Genomic DNA, 16,881 nt, shown 5'->3' with positions numbered 1-16,881 from the left:
ATTTTTAACGGACGGAATTCGACCATGAACCCTGAGAGCCTCACCGAACCCCTGGACGGGCCAGCCGGTCCCAGCCAGGCGTTGGCGTACGACGTCCTCCCCAAGGCGGCATCAAGCAATCACCCGGATCCGGAGACTCCTGATGAAATCTATGTCGGAGGCATCTGGCGGCGGGGAACCGGGCACGTGATCGAGTCCATCGACCCCGCGACGGGATTGTGCTTCGCCACCTTGCACGGCGCCGTTGTCGAGGACGTCCACCAGGCGGTTCAGGCAGGCATCGAGGCTGTCCACCGCAGCGGCTGGGCCCGCCGGCTCCCCCACGAACGCGCATCCGTCCTGTACCGGATCAGCGACGCAATCGTCGCCAACGCTGACAAGATCGCTGAACTGCAGACTCTGGACACCGGAAAGACTCTCTCGGAAACCCGCGCCTTGGCATTGAGCGCAGCAGGAACTTTCCGCTATACGGCAGCTGCATTGGAAACCTTGGAGGAGGCGCTGACTCCCTCACGCGGCAATTACCTCAGTGTTTCCACGTACGAACCCGTAGGGGTAGTGGGTGCCATCACCCCGTGGAACTCGCCCATTGCCAGTGACGCCCAAAAGGTCGCACCAGCACTCGCCGCCGGTAACGCTGTGGTCATCAAACCCCCGGTGTGGGCCCCTTGGGTCTCGTTGCTGCTGGCTCGAATTTGTGACGACGCCGGCCTGCCGCCTGGACTGCTCTCCGTGCTGCCCGGTCCGGGAAGGACGGTGGGAGAAACTTTGGCCCGCCACCCTCAGGTGGGCAAGATTTCATTTACGGGAGGTACGTCCACGGGACGGACCCTTGGCCGTGTTGCCGCGGAGAAGATCATGCCCATCACCCTGGAACTTGGAGGCAAGTCCCCCACCATCGTGTTCCCCGACGCTGATCTTGACCAAGCGGTGGCAGGCATCCTGTACGGCATCTTCTCGTCGTCCGGCCAGAGCTGCATTGCGGGTTCCAGGGTCTTCATTCAGCGTTCGATCTTCGAAGAAGTCGTGGGGAGGCTGGTAGAGGGGGCCCGGAACCTCAGAGTGGGGCCGGGAACTGACCCCGCAACCCAAGTGGGCCCCATGATCACCCACGCGCACAGGGACAGCGTGGCAGCCATGGTGGACACCGCCCGCCGAGATGGGGCGACGGTGCTGTGCGGCGGCGGGCCTCCCGAGGATCCGGACTTGGAGGCGGGAGCGTACTACCTCCCCACCATCCTCAGCGGAGTCCAGAATTCCGCCGCTATTTGCCAGGAAGAGATCTTTGGGCCTGTTGCTGTCGTCCTGCCGTTCGACGACGAGTCGAGCCTTGTCAGGGAGGCCAACGACACCGTGTTCGGCCTTGCCTGCGGAATCTGGACCAGTGACTATCGACGCGCATGGCGCACAGCCAAAGCGATCCAAGCCGGAACGGTGTGGGTGAACACCTATAAGCAGTTCAGCATCTCCACGCCTTTCAGCGGCACCAAGGAAAGCGGTCTGGGCATCGAAAAGGGCCGTGAGGGCATCCGATCCTACATGCGGCAAAAGAGTATCTATCTGGACCTGTCGGGCAACCCCTTGGGGTGGGCAGGCCGCCAGACCGTCGTCGAGCAACCATGAAAGGCATTCCCGTGACCAGCAGTCCCACAGTCCGCACCCTGCGCGTCCACCAGAAGAGCTGGGAGGCCGATGGCGTCACCAGCCTGACCTTGACTGATCCTTCGGGCGCTCCCCTTCCGGGGTGGGTTCCCGGCGCGCACTTGAGTCTCCGGCTGCCCAACGGGCTCACCCGCGAGTACTCCCTGTGCTCTGATCCCGGGAGCTCGGCGTCCTGGACGGTGGCTGTGCTTCGCACTCCCGATTCCCGGGGAGGAAGCAAGTTTGTCCACGATGACCTACCCGTCGGTTCCTTGTTGGACGTGGAAGGTCCGCGAACCAACTTCTCCCTGGAGGAAGCCGGCAGCTACGTGCTGGTGGCCGGCGGCGTAGGGATCACGCCCATCATCGCCATGGCCAGGCAACTCGAAAAAGACGGGGCCGATTGGTCGCTCCTGTACACGGGCCGGTCCAAGGCCACCATGGCATTTCTTGGCGAGATCTCAGCGATGCCCCAGGAGCGCGTGACGATCCATGCCGATGACGAAGCCAACGGCAATTTTCCCGATATTGCCGGCGCCGTAGGGTCCCTTGGTGAAGACTCCCTGGTCTATGTTTGCGGTCCCGAGCCGCTGATGAAAGCAGTGGAAGCCGCAATGTCAGATCCCGCCCAACTGCGGCTCGAGAGGTTCAAGGCTCCGGTGCCGGCGGCACCGCCGGCTGAGGAGACCACCAGTTTTGAGGTGGTCTGCCTCAGCAACGGTCAACGGATAGCGGTGGGGCCCGACATTTCGGTACTGGACGCCCTGAACCAAGCCGGAATCAACGTTCCAAGTTCCTGCACCGAGGGCATTTGCGGTACCTGCGAAGTGGGTGTGGTGGAAGGAGACGTGGACCACCGGGACTTCCTCCTCAGCCCTGCCGAACAGGCAGAAAACAAGTCCATGTTCGTCTGCGTCTCCCGCTGCAGGTCGCGGGAACTGGTCCTGAATCTCTGATCCACGTTCGTCCCATCCCACCCAAAGCTGGAAGGTTGCCATGGTATTTTTCGCCGCTGAACCCGTATGCAAACTCCGATCCCTCCGATCGGTTTCCCTCAAAGTCCCCCACACTGGGGCCGCCAAGGACTTCTACCATGAAGTCTGGGGCCTCTCCACCGTCGAGGAAGACGGCAACAAGTTTTGGCTGCGGGGAACAGGAGCAGACCACCACATCCTTCGCCTGGAGCAAGCAGAACGGAACGGACTGGGTTCAGTCTCGTTCGCCCTCTCCACGCCGCAGGACGTGGACAGGGCCGCCGTGAAACTCGCGGCCTTGGGAATTCCGCTCTTCCGCGAGCCCGGGCCGTTGGATGATGCTGCCGGTGGTTACGGATTGCAGCTGGTGGACCCAGAGGGGCGATTGGTGGAACTCTCCGCCAATGTCCACGCCGTGGTGTCCCAGGAGCCGGCCGGCCGGCGCGCCTTACCCCGGAAGATCGCGCATGTGGTGCTCAACACCGTAGACATCGATCGTGCCACTGACTTCTACACCCAGGTACTCGGCATGCGCATCTCCGACTGGTCGGAGCACCAGATGGCCTTCCTCCGTTGCAACGCCGAGCACCACGTCATTGCGTTCAACCAAGCACCCTGGACTTCCGTCAACCACGTGGCATACGAGATGCAGAGCATTGATCACTTCATGCGAGGCATCGGAAGCCTCAAATCTCACGGCATCGCGCCGCAATGGGGTCCGGGCCGGCACGGGCCGGGCGACAACACGTTTTCCTACTTCACAGACCCCAACAACCTTGTGTGCGAATACACATCCGAGGTTGCCCAAGTGGACGAGGACAGCTGGCTCTGCCGCACATGGAAGCGCACTCCGGAGTTGTCCGATCAGTGGGGAACGGCTGGACCGCCAACGGCGTCCGTCCGAAGCGCCATGGCCGGCGTGGCGGACCCCGGCTACCGGGAGTTGGTGCAGCCGAGGTCCGAGGGCTACTTCTTGAACGCGGAGGCCGTCCATGCTGAAGCCCGCTAACGCCTCCGAGACTGCGATGCTCCCGCAAGCACCCCTTCCGGAAACGGAACCTGCCGTCCGTTGGATGTCCTCCAAGGGCGTTTCGGTTGACCTGCGCGGATCCGGGACACCGGTGTTGATGATGCACGGAATCGGCGGCAACGCTGACTCGTGTGCCCCGCTGGCGGAACTACTGACCGCCCACGGCTACCGAACGATTTCCTGGGATGCCCCGGGATACGGCAAGTCCACAGATGCCTCCATCCACGAGGACCACGTTGATGTGGCTGCCGCGTTGCTCAATGAGCTTGAAACCGGTCCTGTGCACGTCTTCGGCACCTCGTGGGGCGGGGTCATCGGCACCCAGCTCGCGGCTCGGTATCCGGAATTGGTGAGCTCGCTTGTACTGGCAAGCAGCACCCGCGGATCCTGCCTGACAAGGGAATCCGCCGACCGGATGCTCAAGCGGATCAGTGAATTGGGCGAAGTGGGTTCCGTGGCGTTTGCCGCCCGGCGTTTCCGCAGGCTTGTCTCGCCGGTGACGCCGATAACCGTCGCCGAGGCGGTTCGCAGTGGCATGGCCGCCGTCCGCCTGCCGGGCTACTCCGCGGCCGCACGCATGATGGCCCGGACCAACAACGCCGTGGTGTTGACCGCGTTGAAAGTTCCGTCCCTGGTGGTTGTGGGCCGGGATGACTTCGTCACCGGAGTTGAAGAGTCCCGGTTCGTGGCGAAACTCATCCCCGGCGCCGCCTTCGAGATCCTCGAGGACGCGGGGCACGCCGCGCTGCAGGAACAACCTGGACCTATGGCTGAAGCAATGCTTGGTTTCTGGGCGGACCGGGCATGAGCCGGCTCGTGGTGGTCAGCGGCTCGGGCCGCGGCCTTGGGTTCAGCATCGCGGAACGGCTTGCCTCGAACGGTGACCACGTAGTGCTGGCCGAGAAGAATCCTGAGTTGGCCGAATCAGCGCTGGATGCCCTGCGTTCGCAGGGCATCCAGGCAACAGCCAAGATCACCGACATCGCAGACAGCTCCTCCGTGTCTGATCTGGCCAGGGCCGTGGAGGAACTCGGGGGCGCTGACGCTCTGGTCAACAACGCCGCACTTGCCGACGGCGTGGGTGGGGACGCGTTCTGGGAACTCGACGACGCCTTCTTCCAACGTGTCATGAACGTGAACGCTTTTGGGACCTGGCTCATGAGCAAGCACTTCTACCCACAGTTGGCGGTAAAAGGCAGTGGTTCCATCGTGAATATCGCCTCGGATGCCGCTTTGTACGGCTCTCCCCGACTGGTGCACTACGTGGGATCAAAGGGCGCAGTCCTGTCCATGACCCGCACCATGGCTCGTGACGCCGGCCCCGCTGGCATCAGGGTTAACGCCGTAGCGCCCGGCCTGACCCGGGTGGAGGCCACGGAAGCCGTCCCAGCGTCCAGGTTCCAGCTGTACGAAGACCACCGCGTACTGCAGCGCGAGCCGACCCCTGCCGATGTCGCGGGAGTCGTGGAGTTCCTCATCTCCGATGCCGCAGCTTTTGTCACCGGCCAAAACATCATCGTGGATGGCGGTTTCGTCATGGGCCACTAATCCACACCATCCCCCCACGCAGTTGAACCCCAATAGAAGGAGAACCGTACATGGACCTGCAGTTGAAAGACCGGACAGTGGTGGTGACAGGAGCCAGCTCAGGCGTAGGCCTGGCCACGGCCCGGTACCTTCTTGGTGAAGGAGCACGCGTGGCGGCGTGCGCACGGGACTCCGAGCGGCTGGCCGACGCATTCGAGGAGTTCTCCTGGGCAGACCCCGACTCCATCCTTCTCGCGTCGTGCGACGTCACCGACCGGAGCGCCACTGACGGTTTCATCGACCAAACACTCCAGCGGTTCGGCGGCGTGGACGGACTGGTGTGCAACGCCGGCCGCTCACTGATGGCCACGCTGGACACCACCACCGACGACCAGTTCCGCGAAGAGTTCGAGCTCAAGATCTTTGGCGCATGGAACATCATCAGATCGGCCCGGAATGCCCTCGCGCAAGCCGCGGCCACCCCGGAAACCCGCCACGCGCCGTCGTCGTCTGCCACACCGGCCACCACCTCCATAGTGAACGTGAACGCGATCCTGTCCCGGCAGCCCGAACTCCGCCTTGCCGCTACGTCAGCGGCAAGGGCAGGCCTGCTCAACCTGACGCATTCCATCGCCGAGGACCTTGCGCCGGACGGAATCCGGGTGAACTCGGTATTGCTCGGTCTCATTGACACAGGACAGTGGCGACGGCGATTTGAGAAGGCTGTCACGGACCTTGGTTATGCGGAATGGAGCGCGGAAATCGCTAAGGACAGGGGGATCGGCTTGGGACGGTTCGGCACGGCGGAGGAAGTCGCCTTTCACATCGTCACGCTGCTCTCACCCCTGAGCGGCTACACCACTGGAACAACCGTCGAAGTCGGCGGCGGAGTCAACAGGTACGTCTGACCAACACCATTCAAGCAACGAAAGAGAATCGATGGCACAGCAAGAATCAAACGAGGCTCCCAAGGGTCCAACGGGCGGGGATGTCCTGGTCCGGGTGATGCGTCGGCACGGCATCGACACCGCCTTCGGCGTCATCAGCATCCACAATCTCCCGTTGGTGGAGGCCGTCGACAGGGAACTCCGGTTCGTCCCCATGCGCCACGAGGCCGCCGCCGTCAACGCGGCGGACGCCTACTCACGTGCGACGGGAAAGTTCGGCGTGGCCCTGACCAGCACTGGAACCGGGGCGGGCAACGCCGCTGGTTCGATGGTGGAGGCGCTGACCGCTGGAAGCCGCGTCCTGCACATCACGGGCCAGATTGACAGCGAGTTCCTTGGCGGGAACCGCGGGGTGATCCACGAGGTTCCCCGACAACTGCAGATGTTGGACGCAGTGTCAGGCTACGCCCGCACCATTTTCAACTGCAAGGATGCCGAGGCGGATCTTGAGGAGGCCGTCGCGCATTTGCAGGCCCTCCCCCACACCCCGTCGAGTATCGAGTGGCCTATCGACCTTCAGTATCTGGCACATCCGGACGAACAGCGGGCCATCGATGTCACCGCCCATCAGCCCCCGGGGGTTGACCAGGCCGCCATTGCACAGGCCGTCGCGCTCATAGCCAAGGCGGAACGCCCGCTGATCTGGGCCGGGGGTGGAGCGGCAGGGGCGGGCGCGGCGTTGCGCACCTTGGTTGAGTCCTTGGGTGCCGGATTGCTGACCAGCAACTCCGGCCGCGGAGTCATCCCGGAAGACCATCCCTTGGTGATCGGCAACTTCGCCTCGACTCCGGAGGTCGCCGCACTCCTGTCGGACGCGGATCTCCTGATCAGCGTTGGAACGCACTTCCGTTCCAACGAAACCAAGCATTATCACCTCGCCTTGCCCACGCCCCACCTCCAAATCGACGTCGACGCCGACGCGATCGGACGTGCCTACCCCGCCGATGTTGGTCTGCTGGGTGATGCACGGACCGTCCTTGAACACATCAACAGCCACGTGGAAGCGTCTTCGGCAAACGCTGCGAAAAGGCATGCAGTGTCCCCAGCCGGAGGTTGGACCGCCAGAGTCCGTGAAACGCGGGCAGCTGTCCGTAACAAGCTCACTCAATACATCGGCGGCTACGCCGAAATCTCCGAGAGCCTGCGCCGGCGGCTTCCCCGCGAATCGGTCATTGCCCGGGACGTCACCATTCCCTCGAGCCAGTGGGGAAACCGGCTTTTCCCTGTCTTCTCTCGGGAAACCAACATCTTTCCGGTGGGCGGCGGCATAGGCCAAGGCTTGGCCATGGGGATTGGCGCCTCCTGCGCGCGGCCGGAGGTTCCCACGGCAGTCATAGTTGGCGACGGCGGCCTGGCAGTTCACCTCGGCGAACTCGCCACACTGGCTGGTACAGGCGCTTGGTGCGTGGTCATGGTCTTCAACGACGGCGGATATGGGGTTCTCCGTAACCTGCAGGAGGCGAACGGCTTTGCACGCGCGGGCGTGGATCTCTGCACACCCGATTTCCAGCTTTTGTCCCGGTCACTGAACTTACCGTTTTGGCGCGTGCGGGGGTCTGGAAGCTTTGACGCCGCCTTGGAGCAAGCCATCGAAGTCCGTGGGCCGGCCGTCATCGAAATAGATGTCACCAGCCTGAACCCGCAACCAGGTCCCTTTGTTCCGCCGGTCCACATACCTGCAACTGCTGGCAGGGAGGCGTAGATGGAGATCCTGGAGTTCAGCGAGCTGGACAGGGCAACTGGAACAACAGGGCCGTCCTCGGAGCCCTCGGCAACCCGGCATTCAGTGGTGTGCCTGCATAATTCGGCGGATATCCAGGAATGGGCTGCGTCAACTGCGTCCGCCGACATGGAGGCACAAAGCACCCCCGTCCATCTCATAGCCACGGGTGTGGCCGCGTTCGAAGCCATCGCTCTGGGTGCACGGCGGCCCGCCCTGGTGAAGAGCCTCATTCTGGGAGATCCGGAGGTGGACCCTGCCCTCCCTGGATATCAGGAGCTCTTGGGGGACGTACAGGCGCCCACGTTGGTCATCGCCGCCGCCCCCACGTTCGACACTGACATCTCCAAGCCGCAAAGCGTGGCCGGAGGAATCAAGGACGGAGTCTTCGTGATCATCGACAACTGCGAGGTGCCAGCGCACCGCAGCCGGCCGCATTCTTTCAACGAGTGGGCCACATCATTTATCAACATAGCTGAAGGACTCCATGCCTTCACCCGACCCGAAGAAGATGGAAATGCCTGAACTGTATCTTGAACCGGCTCAGTCGCGGCTGGGCAAACCGGTCAGCCCCTACGAAAAGAAGCTGTCAGGGGCCCTGGCCGAAATCTTCAGCCGGGGCACCCACCACCTCACGGGAGTGATCGCCGGCCTCAACGACCTGGGCCTCCACGCCCCGGATGGCGCACCTTGGGATGAAGCCCGGTTTCTTGCCGAGATGCGACGACTAGGAGAGTAGGACATGACAATGACAACATCCGCCACCACCGAACATCCGGGCACCGTCCCCACCCCGGCGTCGCGACCACTTGGGAAGAAGAAATACGCAGTGGGCGTCCGCCACCAAATGGACGCCGCCGAACTGGCTTCGACGGGCCTGCGGGATCGCTGGTACCCCATTATCCCTTCCAGATTTGTGGGCACGGGAGCCATGGTCAAGGTGAAACGCCTGAACGTCGATTGGCTGCTGTTCCGTGACGCCTTGGGGCGGGTCCGCATGCTCGAGGACCGATGCCCTCATCGAAGTGCTCCACTTTCCGTGGGCCAGCATTTGGGAGACCGTGTGGCCTGCAAGTACCACGGTGTACAGGTGGATGGGTCCGGCAAAGTTGTTTCCGTCCCGGGGATGCCTGGTTGCGCTCTTGAGGGCAAGACCGCCACCGTCTCGCTTGCTGTTGTGGAGGCCGCTGAGATGGTCTTTGCTTTCATGCCCCTTACCGAAGATTCCGAAGTACCGGAATTCAAGCTCCCCGACCGATTGGCGGATCCCGAGGTCTCTTGGTTTTCCAACTATGCCGAATGGAAGGGACCATGGCGCTTCTACATGGACAACGTCCTGGACCCGATGCACGGCGCTTTCCTCCATAGGGAATCCCATTCGATGTCCGGCGGCGACACGAGCGCACGTTTCCGCATCCGCGAAACGGACCGAGGCTTCTTCTTCGAGAAAACGGACCAGCGCGGAGTCAATTTCGACTGGGTGGAGTTCTGCCGCGAAGGCATGGACTACGTGGACCTGGAGATTCCATACGCAGAGTCGGCCGGACCTGGCGGCGTCTTCGGCATCGTCGGCATGTCCACACCGATTGACCAGCAGACATCGGCGGTCTTCCACTGGCGTACGCGACGCGTTTCCGGCTGGGAGCGGGATGTGTGGCGATTCATGTACAAGGCCACACTCGAGGAAAAGCACTGGGTTGTCTTGGAACAGGATCGTGAAGTCCTGGAGGCCTTGGCCGCTGACGCCGATCGGGAAGAGAACCTTTACCAGCATGATCTTGGCGTAGCCAGGATCAGAAGGATCTATCAGGCTGATGCGCGGGAGCAGGCCGCCAAGCTCGAGGCCCTGTAACTTCCCCCGGGAGGCGCTTGGGTGAGGACGGGTCCCTGGCATGCCAGGGACCCGTCCTTGGGTGCATGCCCCAACGGGAAACGCCCGGATCCAGCCATTTCGGCGGATCCGGGCGTCCGGTGGGTCATATGGTCAGCGGGTCACGCCGTGCATCTCAGAGGTCGGAGGGTAGAACGGAATCTCCGGCTTCTTCGAGCCTATGATGACGCAAATCAGGGCGTCCTCATCGCTCACAGTACGCAGGCTGCGCGGCACTCCTGCCGGCACGCGGATAAGGTCGCGGTAGCCAAGAGTACGGCTCGCCTTTTTAGTGCCGTCCTCGACGTCGTGGACGCTGAATTCGACGCGTCCCTCAAGAACGAAGAACACTTCCTCGACATCCGGGTGGGTGTGTTCCGGGCCAACACAGCCGGCCGGAAGGACCATGTTGGAAAAGGTGAAGTGATCGGGCGGGAGCACGTTGGTGTCTCCGGAGTGATCACCGGTGGCACCCGAACCGATATAGCGAACCTGGCCGCGACGGAATTTGTCGCCCATTTTCGTCTGGAACTTGAGGGTGTCGAAATCGACCTGGCGGGTCTCCCGCGAAGCGATGGATGCATCAATCATCTCTTCAAGTTCGGGGGTGGTTTCCCGGGTTTCAACAGCTTCACTCATGATGGACCTCTCTCGTTACTACTGCCTTGGTGTCATTGTCTTCAATGACACGCGCAACTATCTCCTCAGATTTAGTTATCTCAACCCTAAGATAATTAGAACCGAGTGACAAGGCCCTGCGCTGCCCTGAAAGATTCTTCCTATCAACCTTTCTTAGACTGAGAAGGTCAGTGCTAAGTTATGTGGATAAAGGGCACACAGACATGAGAGCGGACAAGTATGGGCAAGCAGGCAGATATCAGCGACGCAGTGGACAGCATTCTTGAGGACTGGGCACGGGAGAGGCCGGAACTCGACGCCGGAACCATCGGAGTCTTCGGACGCCTGGCCCGCATCATTATCAAGCAACGCGTGATCGAAAATTCAGTCTTTGAGAAGTACGGCCTTACGCTTGCCTCGTTTGACGTCCTTGCCAACCTGCGCCGCTCAGGCGAACCGCACCGGAAGACCGCCGGCGAGCTGGCCAGTTCCTCCATGCTGACCACTGGCGGCATCACTTTCAGGCTTGACCGCATGGAGGAACAGAACCTCATTGAGCGCGTGCGGACCCGCACAGACCGCCGCGTGGTTTACGCGCAGCTGACGTCCCACGGCAAGGAAGTGATCGATTCGATCTTCGCGGAACACCTTGCCACTCAGCGCCAAATGCTGGAGGGGCTCAGCTCTAAAGAAGTCAACCAACTGAGCACCCTCCTTCGAAAAGTATCCGCATCCATCGACGAATTCGAGTCCGGAAATCCCGCACTGACCAACCTCGAGGCACCATCGGACCGTCCGTCCACCATGGATCCCAGCTAGGCAAAACCAGCAGCGACAGCTGGCTTCCGGAACTCCCCAACAGGTGTCAGCGCTGACACCGGAAAGCGATACAGGAATGACAGCAGCAACCTCCCATCGCATTGGAATTATTGGCTACGGCGCCATTGGCGCCCGCGTTGCAGAGGACATCGCCGCCGGCAAGGTCCATGGCGCCGAACTGGTGGGGATCATCGGCCGCAGCGACCCCACGAAGGCACATTCCGCCGTCGAACGCCCTGGAACCACCTTGACCTTGGAGATGGCCTTGGAGCACTGCGACTTGATAGTGGAATGTGCCGGACAGGCGGCGGTGTCCGAATATGCCGAGAAGATTCTTAGCGCCGGCGTTGACTTCCTGATGACATCCATTGGCGCCCTGGCCGACCAGCCCCTGGCAGAGCGATTGCATGCAAGCGGCCCCGGGCGCTTGTTCATGACTTCCGGCGCAGTAGGCGGGCTGGACATCCTTGGCGCGGGGGCACGGGAGGCGGACTATGATTCCGTCCTGGTCTCGACAACCAAGCTTCCCGAGACCCTGATCCAACCATGGATGGACCAAGCCGAAGCACAACGAATCCGCGCCACGGGAGAGCCCCTGGAAGTGTTCCTTGGCTCGGCGCAGGAAGCGGCGCGACTTTTCCCCCGCTCACTGAATGTGGCCGCGGCGGTGGCTGAGGCCGTGGGGAATTGGGACAACGTCCAGGTGCGGCTCACCGCGGACCCGGCCGCGGCGCTGACCACCCACATCATCGAAGCGAACGGCCCCAGTGGAGAGTATCGATTCGAAATGCGGAACAATCCCAGCCCGGACAATCCCCGGACCAGCGCGATAGTTCCATTCGCAGTGCTTCGATCCTTGGAGGCTGCCATTGGAGAGCGTGGCGGGCTGGTCTAGCGCACGCCTCTTCTGCCCAAGGCCGCTGCTGCTGAAGCCAGGGAGCGCTTGCCCCCAGGCCAGTATTGGATGGCGACATCGACGGCGAGTGCTAAGCCTGCTTACGATGGACTGGCGGGCCTTTCATACCCCACGAGCACGGACTACCGAACGCCGATTGGAAAGCTGAACTCACATGGCACAAAGAAACGCCAGGAAGCTGATTCACCAGAAGTCAGGAACCGAGCCCATTGCCGTTGGCAAGCGGCGTCCGGGACGGGCATTGTGGCTTGTGGCCGCGGGACTTGTCGCTGGTGTGGCGGGTGGAGTTTTTGCTTTCAGGATGCTGTTTCCGCAGGCCTCGACGCCGGAACCTTCGCCATCGCCGTTGGAGCAGCCCAAGGAAATCCTGGTCCCCGAAGAACCCGTAGAGATTTCCACCAGGATGCGGCCCGGCGAGTGGACCGAGGAGTCCTTGCAAGAGCACCTGGAGGACTACCGGCAGCAGATCCGGAACATGGGCGCCAAGGAATCGCAGATCGTCACCAACGTCGAGCGGACCGAAGAAGGCGCCGCCCGCGTGGTGGTCAGCTGGGACCGCAGCCGGGCGTAGGTCCCACAGTCAGCCGCGGCCCTCCCCCGCCCGCGGACGCCACACCACAACAGCCTGCGATCGTGCCCGGGGCCGTTGCCCGCGGGACAAGCTGACGACGTCGCCCGCGGCTCCCGCAGCAAAGATGCGGGCGTCCACTGGCGTACGGCGGCGTGTGAGCTCCTCCGTCAGTTCAGCCACGCGGTACTGCAGCGCGGCGACCTGGTTTTCAAGGTCGAGGATGCGCTTGATGCCCTCCAGCGAGACGCCGGACTGCGAGAGGCGCTGGACCTCCCGCAGCTTGTTGACGTCGTTCTGGGAGTAGCGGCGGGACTTGCCGGGCGCACGGCTGGGCGAGACGATGCCCAGGCGGTCGTACTGGCGCAACGTCTGCGGATGCATGTCGGCAAGCTCCGCAGCAACGGAGATGACAAAGATCGGCTGGTTGACGTCGATGCCCATGGCCGCCTCCTTACAACCGGGCCTTCGCGGTCAGATCGTGACGCGGGTTGGCGTCGGTGGTGGCAGCAGCGAAGGCCTTGACGGCTTCTTCCGCTTCCTTGTTGAGGTTCTGAGGAACCGCGACGTCGATTGTCACCAGCAAGTCTCCGGTCGCCTTGGACGTCTTCACGCCTCGGCCCTTGACCCGGAGGGTGCGACCCGAAGGTGTTCCGGCCGGGACGCGAACCTTGACGGTGTCGCCGTCCAGGGTTGGTACTTCGATCGTCGCGCCAAGCGCCGCTTCCGCGAAGGTGACTGGCACGTGGATGCGGATGTTGTCGCCGTCGCGGTGGAAGAAGTCGTGCGGCTTCACGCTCACCGTGATGATGAGGTCGCCATTGCCGGCCGGCCCAACGTTACCCTTGCCGCGCTGACGGACTTTTTGCCCATCCTTGATGCCTGCTGGGATCTTGACGTCGATCACGTTGCCGTTGCTTTCACGCAGGCTCACCGTGGTGCCCTTGATGGAGCCGGCGAAGGAGATGGACGTCGTCGCATTGCGGTCTGAGCCCTTCTGCGGTGCCCGCTGGAACCCGGTCTGGCCGGCACCTCCGAAGCCGCCACCAAACAGGTCAGCGAACTCGGGCGGAATGCCACCTCCGCCGCCCGCCGGTTGACGAGCGCCCGGCCCGCCACCGAACAGGCCGCCGAACAGGTCCTCGAACCCGCCGTTGGCTCCAGCACCGCCGCGACCAGCGCCGGCACCCGGAGCAAACCTGGCGCCGCCCATGGCACGGATGGCGTCATACTGCTGCCGGTCCTCAGGACTCGACAACACCGAGTAAGCCTCGGAAATGTCCTTGAACTTCTTCTCCGCAGCAGCATCCCCGGAATTCGTATCCGGGTGGTACTGCCGGGCTAGCTTGCGGTAAGCCTTCTTGATATCCGCGTCGGACGCGTCCTTGGCGATACCAAGGATCGCGTAAAAATCCTTTTCAACCCAGTCCTGGCTGGCCAAGAGCGTTTCCTTTCGATTGGGAACGAGATGGCAGTTCATCCCAATGTTTCAATGAAACACTGTCACGAACTGCCATCTCGAAGGGTACTAAGCCGGGACAGCCACGATCACCTGGGCTGCACGCAGGACCCGCTCACCTGAGCGGTATCCGGAGCGCAGCACCTGGCTGACCGTGTCAACCTCGATGTCTTCGCCGGGCTGCTGGATGAGTGCTTCGTGGATGGTGGGGTCGAATTCGACACCCGTGTCCGCGATGCGCTCCAGTCCGTACGTCTTCAGCGCGTTTTCCAGCTTGGTGGCGATGGCGGCGAAGGGGCCGTCTTCGAGGTCACCGTGCTGGCGTGCGGCGTCGACGTCGTCCAGCACCGGGAGCAGCGAGTTCAGGACGCCGATGACGGCCATCTCTCCTGCTACGGCGCGGTCGCGTTCGACGCGCTTGCGGTAGTTGACGTACTCAGCCTGAAGGCGGAGGAGGTCGTTGCGGAGCTCCGCTGCCTGGGCTTCAGCCGCGGCACCGGAGGCAACCGACTCCTCAGCCGGCACCTCTACCCCGTTGAGGATTTCCTCAGCCTGGGAGAGGGCGTCGCCGTCCGTGGGAGCGGCATTGCCTTCGGTGGGAGCCGCAGCTTCGCCTTCGGGGTGACGGGCCGCCCCGGTTTCCGGGTCAACCTTGCGGTTGTCACGAATAACCGGCTTGCGCGGCTCGTTGCCTTCTGAGTGCTCTGCTTCGTTGCCGTGGTGAGGCATGACTACTTCTTCGCTTCGTCTTCGTCGATGATTTCGGCGTCAACGATGTCTTCATCGTCGGCAGCCTTGTCACCAGCGGGAGCGCCTTCTGCACCGGCACCCGGAGCGTCAGCTGCAGCGGCCTGCGAGTAGATCGCTTCGCCAAGCTTGGTCTGGGAAGCCTGGAGCTTCTCGAACGCAGTCTTCACAGCGGCGTCGTCGGTGCCTTCCAGCGCGGACTTGAGGGCGTCGACGTCGGCCTTGACCTCGGTCTTGACTTCCTCGGGCAGCTTGTCGTCGTTGTCGGCGATAAGCTTCTCGACGGAGTAGGCGAGCTGCTCTGCGGAGTTACGGGTGTCCGTAGCTTCGCGGCGGGCCTTGTCCTCAGCAGCGTGCTCTTCGGCTTCACGGACCATGCGGTCGATGTCGTCCTTGGAGAGCGCCGTGCCACCGGTGATGGTCATGGACTGTTCCTTGCCGGTGCCCTTGTCCTTGGCGGACACGTGGACAATGCCGTTGGCGTCGATGTCGAAGGTGACCTCAACCTGCGGGACGCCACGGGGTGCCGGAGCGATGCCGGTCAGTTCGAACGTGCCCAGCGGCTTGTTGTCGCGGGTGAATTCACGCTCGCCCTGGAAGACCTGGATGGCCACGGACGGCTGGTTGTCGTCAGCGGTGGTGAAGGTCTCGGAACGCTTGGTGGGGATAGCCGTGTTGCGCTCGATGAGGTGCGTCATGACGCCACCCTTGGTTTCGATGCCGAGGGACAGCGGGGTGACGTCGATGAGGAGAACGTCCTTGCGCTCGCCCTTCAGGACACCGGCCTGGAGTGCGGCACCAACGGCCACAACTTCGTCCGGGTTGACGCCCTTGTTGGGCTCCTTGCCGCCAGCGAGTTCCTTGACGAGCTCGGAGACAGCAGGCATACGGGTGGAGCCACCGACGAGGACGATGTGGTCGATGTCGGAAACCTTGATGCCGGCTTCTGCGATGACGTCCTGGAACGGCTTCTTAGTGCGGTCCAGGAGGTCCTTGGTGAGGTCCTGGAACTTGGCGCGGGTCAGCTGCTCGTCCAAGTGAACCGGGCCGTCGGGGGTGACGGACAGGTACTGGAGGGAGATGTTGGTGCTGGTGGAGGAGGAGAGTTCCTTCTTGGCCTGCTCTGCAGCTTCACGGAGACGCTGGAGGGCGATCTTGTCCTTGGAGAGGTCGATGCCCTTGACCTTGAGCTGGCTCAGGAGCCACTCGACGACGCGGTTGTCCCAGTCGTCGCCACCGAGGCGGTTGTCACCGGCGGTTGCGCGGACCTGGATGGTGGAGAAGTTGTCTTCGTCCTTGCCAACCTCGAGGAGGGAGACGTCGAAGGTTCCGCCACCGAGGTCGAAGACCAGGATGAGTTCGTCTTCCTTGCCCTTGTCCAAGCCGTAGGCCAGTGCAGCCGCGGTGGGCTCGTTGACAATACGGAGGACGTTGAGGCCTGCGATTTCACCGGCTTCCTTGGTGGACTGGCGCTCGGCGTCGTTGAAGTAGGCCGGAACGGTGATCACAGCGTCGGTGACCTTTTCGCCCAAGTAGCTCTCGGCGTCGCTCTTGAGCTTCATGAGGATACGCGCGGAGATTTCCTGCGGCGTGTACTTCTTGTCATCGATGGCGACGTTCCAGTCGGTGCCCATGTGGCGCTTGACGGAAGCGATGGTGCGGTCGATGTTGTTGACGGCCTGGCGCTTGGCGATTTCGCCGACCAGGACTTCGCCGGACTTGGAGAACGCAACGACGGACGGCGTGGTGCGGCCGCCTTCTGCGTTGGCGATGACGGTGGGCTCGCCACCTTCGAGAACAGAGACCACGGAGTTGGTGGTTCCGAGGTCGATACCTACTGCACGTGACATATCTTGTTTTCCTTTCAATGGCCGATGTTGGAGATCGCGCCTGACAACGGTCCGCTGGGCGGTTTACGTGCTGGGAGCCTGCTCAACAATCGGCTAGTTGAGCGTTCTGCACTCAACTGTACTCAGCCTCAGATTTAAGTCAATCCAAAGTTGAGTCTAGTACGCTCAACTTTCTGAACCACGGCCCGGAAAGCC

At 62.5% G+C, this 16,881-nt stretch carries 18 protein-coding genes; 13 read left to right on the top strand and 5 right to left on the bottom strand.

What is annotated here, in order from left to right; genetic code table 11:
* Positions 1 to 24 precede the first annotated feature (24 nt).
* Genes FQP90_RS08410 through FQP90_RS08365 form a run of 10 tightly spaced genes read left to right on the top strand, consistent with a single transcriptional unit; the run spans position 25 to position 9,691 of the window.
* The gene (locus tag FQP90_RS08410) at positions 25 to 1,623 is read left to right on the top strand and encodes an aldehyde dehydrogenase (RefSeq protein ID WP_144649276.1); all 1,599 of its coding nucleotides are present in this window, start codon (positions 25 to 27) and stop codon (positions 1,621 to 1,623) included.
* An 11-nt stretch (positions 1,624 to 1,634) separates the two neighbouring features.
* Entirely contained in the window at positions 1,635 to 2,597 is a 963-nt protein-coding gene (locus tag FQP90_RS08405; RefSeq protein WP_244296609.1) for a PDR/VanB family oxidoreductase, read from the top strand.
* 40 nt (positions 2,598 to 2,637) lie between these two features.
* Positions 2,638 to 3,624: a VOC family protein gene (locus FQP90_RS08400; protein ID WP_144649274.1), complete on the top strand. Its 987-nt coding sequence runs from the start codon at positions 2,638 to 2,640 to the stop codon at positions 3,622 to 3,624.
* Positions 3,608 to 4,453: an alpha/beta fold hydrolase gene (locus FQP90_RS08395; RefSeq protein ID WP_244296606.1), complete on the top strand. Its 846-nt coding sequence runs from the start codon at positions 3,608 to 3,610 to the stop codon at positions 4,451 to 4,453. Before FQP90_RS08400 ends, FQP90_RS08395 begins: the two co-directional genes overlap by 17 nt.
* Positions 4,450 to 5,193: an SDR family oxidoreductase gene (locus FQP90_RS08390; RefSeq protein ID WP_144649273.1), complete on the top strand. Its 744-nt coding sequence runs from the start codon at positions 4,450 to 4,452 to the stop codon at positions 5,191 to 5,193. Before FQP90_RS08395 ends, FQP90_RS08390 begins: the two co-directional genes overlap by 4 nt.
* Before the next feature lie 50 nt (positions 5,194 to 5,243).
* Positions 5,244 to 6,080: an SDR family oxidoreductase gene (locus FQP90_RS08385; RefSeq protein WP_144649272.1), complete on the top strand. Its 837-nt coding sequence runs from the start codon at positions 5,244 to 5,246 to the stop codon at positions 6,078 to 6,080.
* Positions 6,081 to 6,111: 31 nt separating this feature from the next.
* Positions 6,112 to 7,821, top strand: coding sequence for a thiamine pyrophosphate-binding protein (locus FQP90_RS08380; RefSeq protein ID WP_144649271.1), 1,710 nt, complete (start codon positions 6,112 to 6,114; stop codon positions 7,819 to 7,821).
* On the top strand, positions 7,822 to 8,364 hold the full coding sequence (locus FQP90_RS08375; protein WP_144649270.1) for an alpha/beta hydrolase: 543 nt from the start codon (positions 7,822 to 7,824) through the stop codon (positions 8,362 to 8,364).
* Positions 8,357 to 8,578, top strand: a complete 222-nt coding sequence (locus FQP90_RS08370) for a recombinase-like helix-turn-helix domain-containing protein (RefSeq protein ID WP_144649269.1) — start codon at positions 8,357 to 8,359, stop codon at positions 8,576 to 8,578. The genes FQP90_RS08375 and FQP90_RS08370 overlap by 8 nt, the downstream gene beginning before the upstream one ends.
* A 3-nt stretch (positions 8,579 to 8,581) precedes the next feature.
* Positions 8,582 to 9,691, top strand: a complete 1,110-nt coding sequence (locus FQP90_RS08365; RefSeq protein ID WP_144649268.1) for a Rieske 2Fe-2S domain-containing protein — start codon at positions 8,582 to 8,584, stop codon at positions 9,689 to 9,691.
* Between the two features lie 132 nt (positions 9,692 to 9,823).
* On the opposite strand, the gene FQP90_RS08360 is transcribed toward FQP90_RS08365, so the two are convergent.
* Positions 9,824 to 10,348, bottom strand: a complete 525-nt coding sequence (locus tag FQP90_RS08360; RefSeq protein ID WP_144649267.1) for a cupin domain-containing protein — start codon at positions 10,346 to 10,348, stop codon at positions 9,824 to 9,826.
* Positions 10,349 to 10,567: 219 nt separating this feature from the next.
* Here FQP90_RS08360 and FQP90_RS08355 point away from each other — a divergent pair, with 219 nt between their 5' ends.
* The 3 genes from FQP90_RS08355 to FQP90_RS23610 all read left to right on the top strand — a co-directional run bounded on the left by FQP90_RS08355 (position 10,568) and on the right by FQP90_RS23610 (position 12,633).
* Positions 10,568 to 11,146 (top strand): MarR family winged helix-turn-helix transcriptional regulator, encoded by a 579-nt coding sequence (locus FQP90_RS08355; protein ID WP_244296604.1) that lies wholly within the window; start codon positions 10,568 to 10,570, stop codon positions 11,144 to 11,146.
* Positions 11,147 to 11,222: 76 nt separating this feature from the next.
* Positions 11,223 to 12,041 carry an aspartate dehydrogenase domain-containing protein gene (locus FQP90_RS08350; protein WP_144649266.1) on the top strand — a complete coding sequence of 273 codons (819 nt, stop codon included), beginning with the start codon at positions 11,223 to 11,225 and terminating at the stop codon, positions 12,039 to 12,041.
* Positions 12,042 to 12,216: 175 nt separating this feature from the next.
* Positions 12,217 to 12,633, top strand: coding sequence for a hypothetical protein (locus FQP90_RS23610; protein WP_244296602.1), 417 nt, complete (start codon positions 12,217 to 12,219; stop codon positions 12,631 to 12,633).
* 9 nt (positions 12,634 to 12,642) lie between these two features.
* On the opposite strand, the gene FQP90_RS08340 is transcribed toward FQP90_RS23610, so the two are convergent.
* The 4 genes from FQP90_RS08340 to dnaK all read right to left on the bottom strand — a co-directional run bounded on the left by FQP90_RS08340 (position 12,643) and on the right by dnaK (position 16,686).
* Positions 12,643 to 13,074, bottom strand: coding sequence for a heat shock protein transcriptional repressor HspR (locus FQP90_RS08340; RefSeq protein WP_144649265.1), 432 nt, complete (start codon positions 13,072 to 13,074; stop codon positions 12,643 to 12,645).
* A 10-nt stretch (positions 13,075 to 13,084) separates the two neighbouring features.
* The gene (locus tag FQP90_RS08335) at positions 13,085 to 14,071 is read right to left on the bottom strand and encodes a DnaJ C-terminal domain-containing protein (protein ID WP_208759968.1); all 987 of its coding nucleotides are present in this window, start codon (positions 14,069 to 14,071) and stop codon (positions 13,085 to 13,087) included.
* 87 nt (positions 14,072 to 14,158) lie between these two features.
* Complete coding sequence (locus tag FQP90_RS08330) at positions 14,159 to 14,818, bottom strand: nucleotide exchange factor GrpE (RefSeq protein ID WP_144649263.1); 660 nt, start codon at positions 14,816 to 14,818, stop codon at positions 14,159 to 14,161.
* Between the two features lie 2 nt (positions 14,819 to 14,820).
* Positions 14,821 to 16,686 (bottom strand): molecular chaperone DnaK, encoded by a 1,866-nt coding sequence (dnaK, locus tag FQP90_RS08325; protein ID WP_144649262.1) that lies wholly within the window; start codon positions 16,684 to 16,686, stop codon positions 14,821 to 14,823.
* Positions 16,687 to 16,881 lie beyond the last annotated feature (195 nt).

Source organism: Paenarthrobacter nitroguajacolicus, from assembly GCF_007786235.1.
Taxonomy (GTDB): domain Bacteria; phylum Actinomycetota; class Actinomycetes; order Actinomycetales; family Micrococcaceae; genus Arthrobacter; species Arthrobacter nitroguajacolicus_A.
Note: the sequence above shows the minus strand (reverse complement) of the source record. Positions and strands in the feature narration are given on the sequence as shown.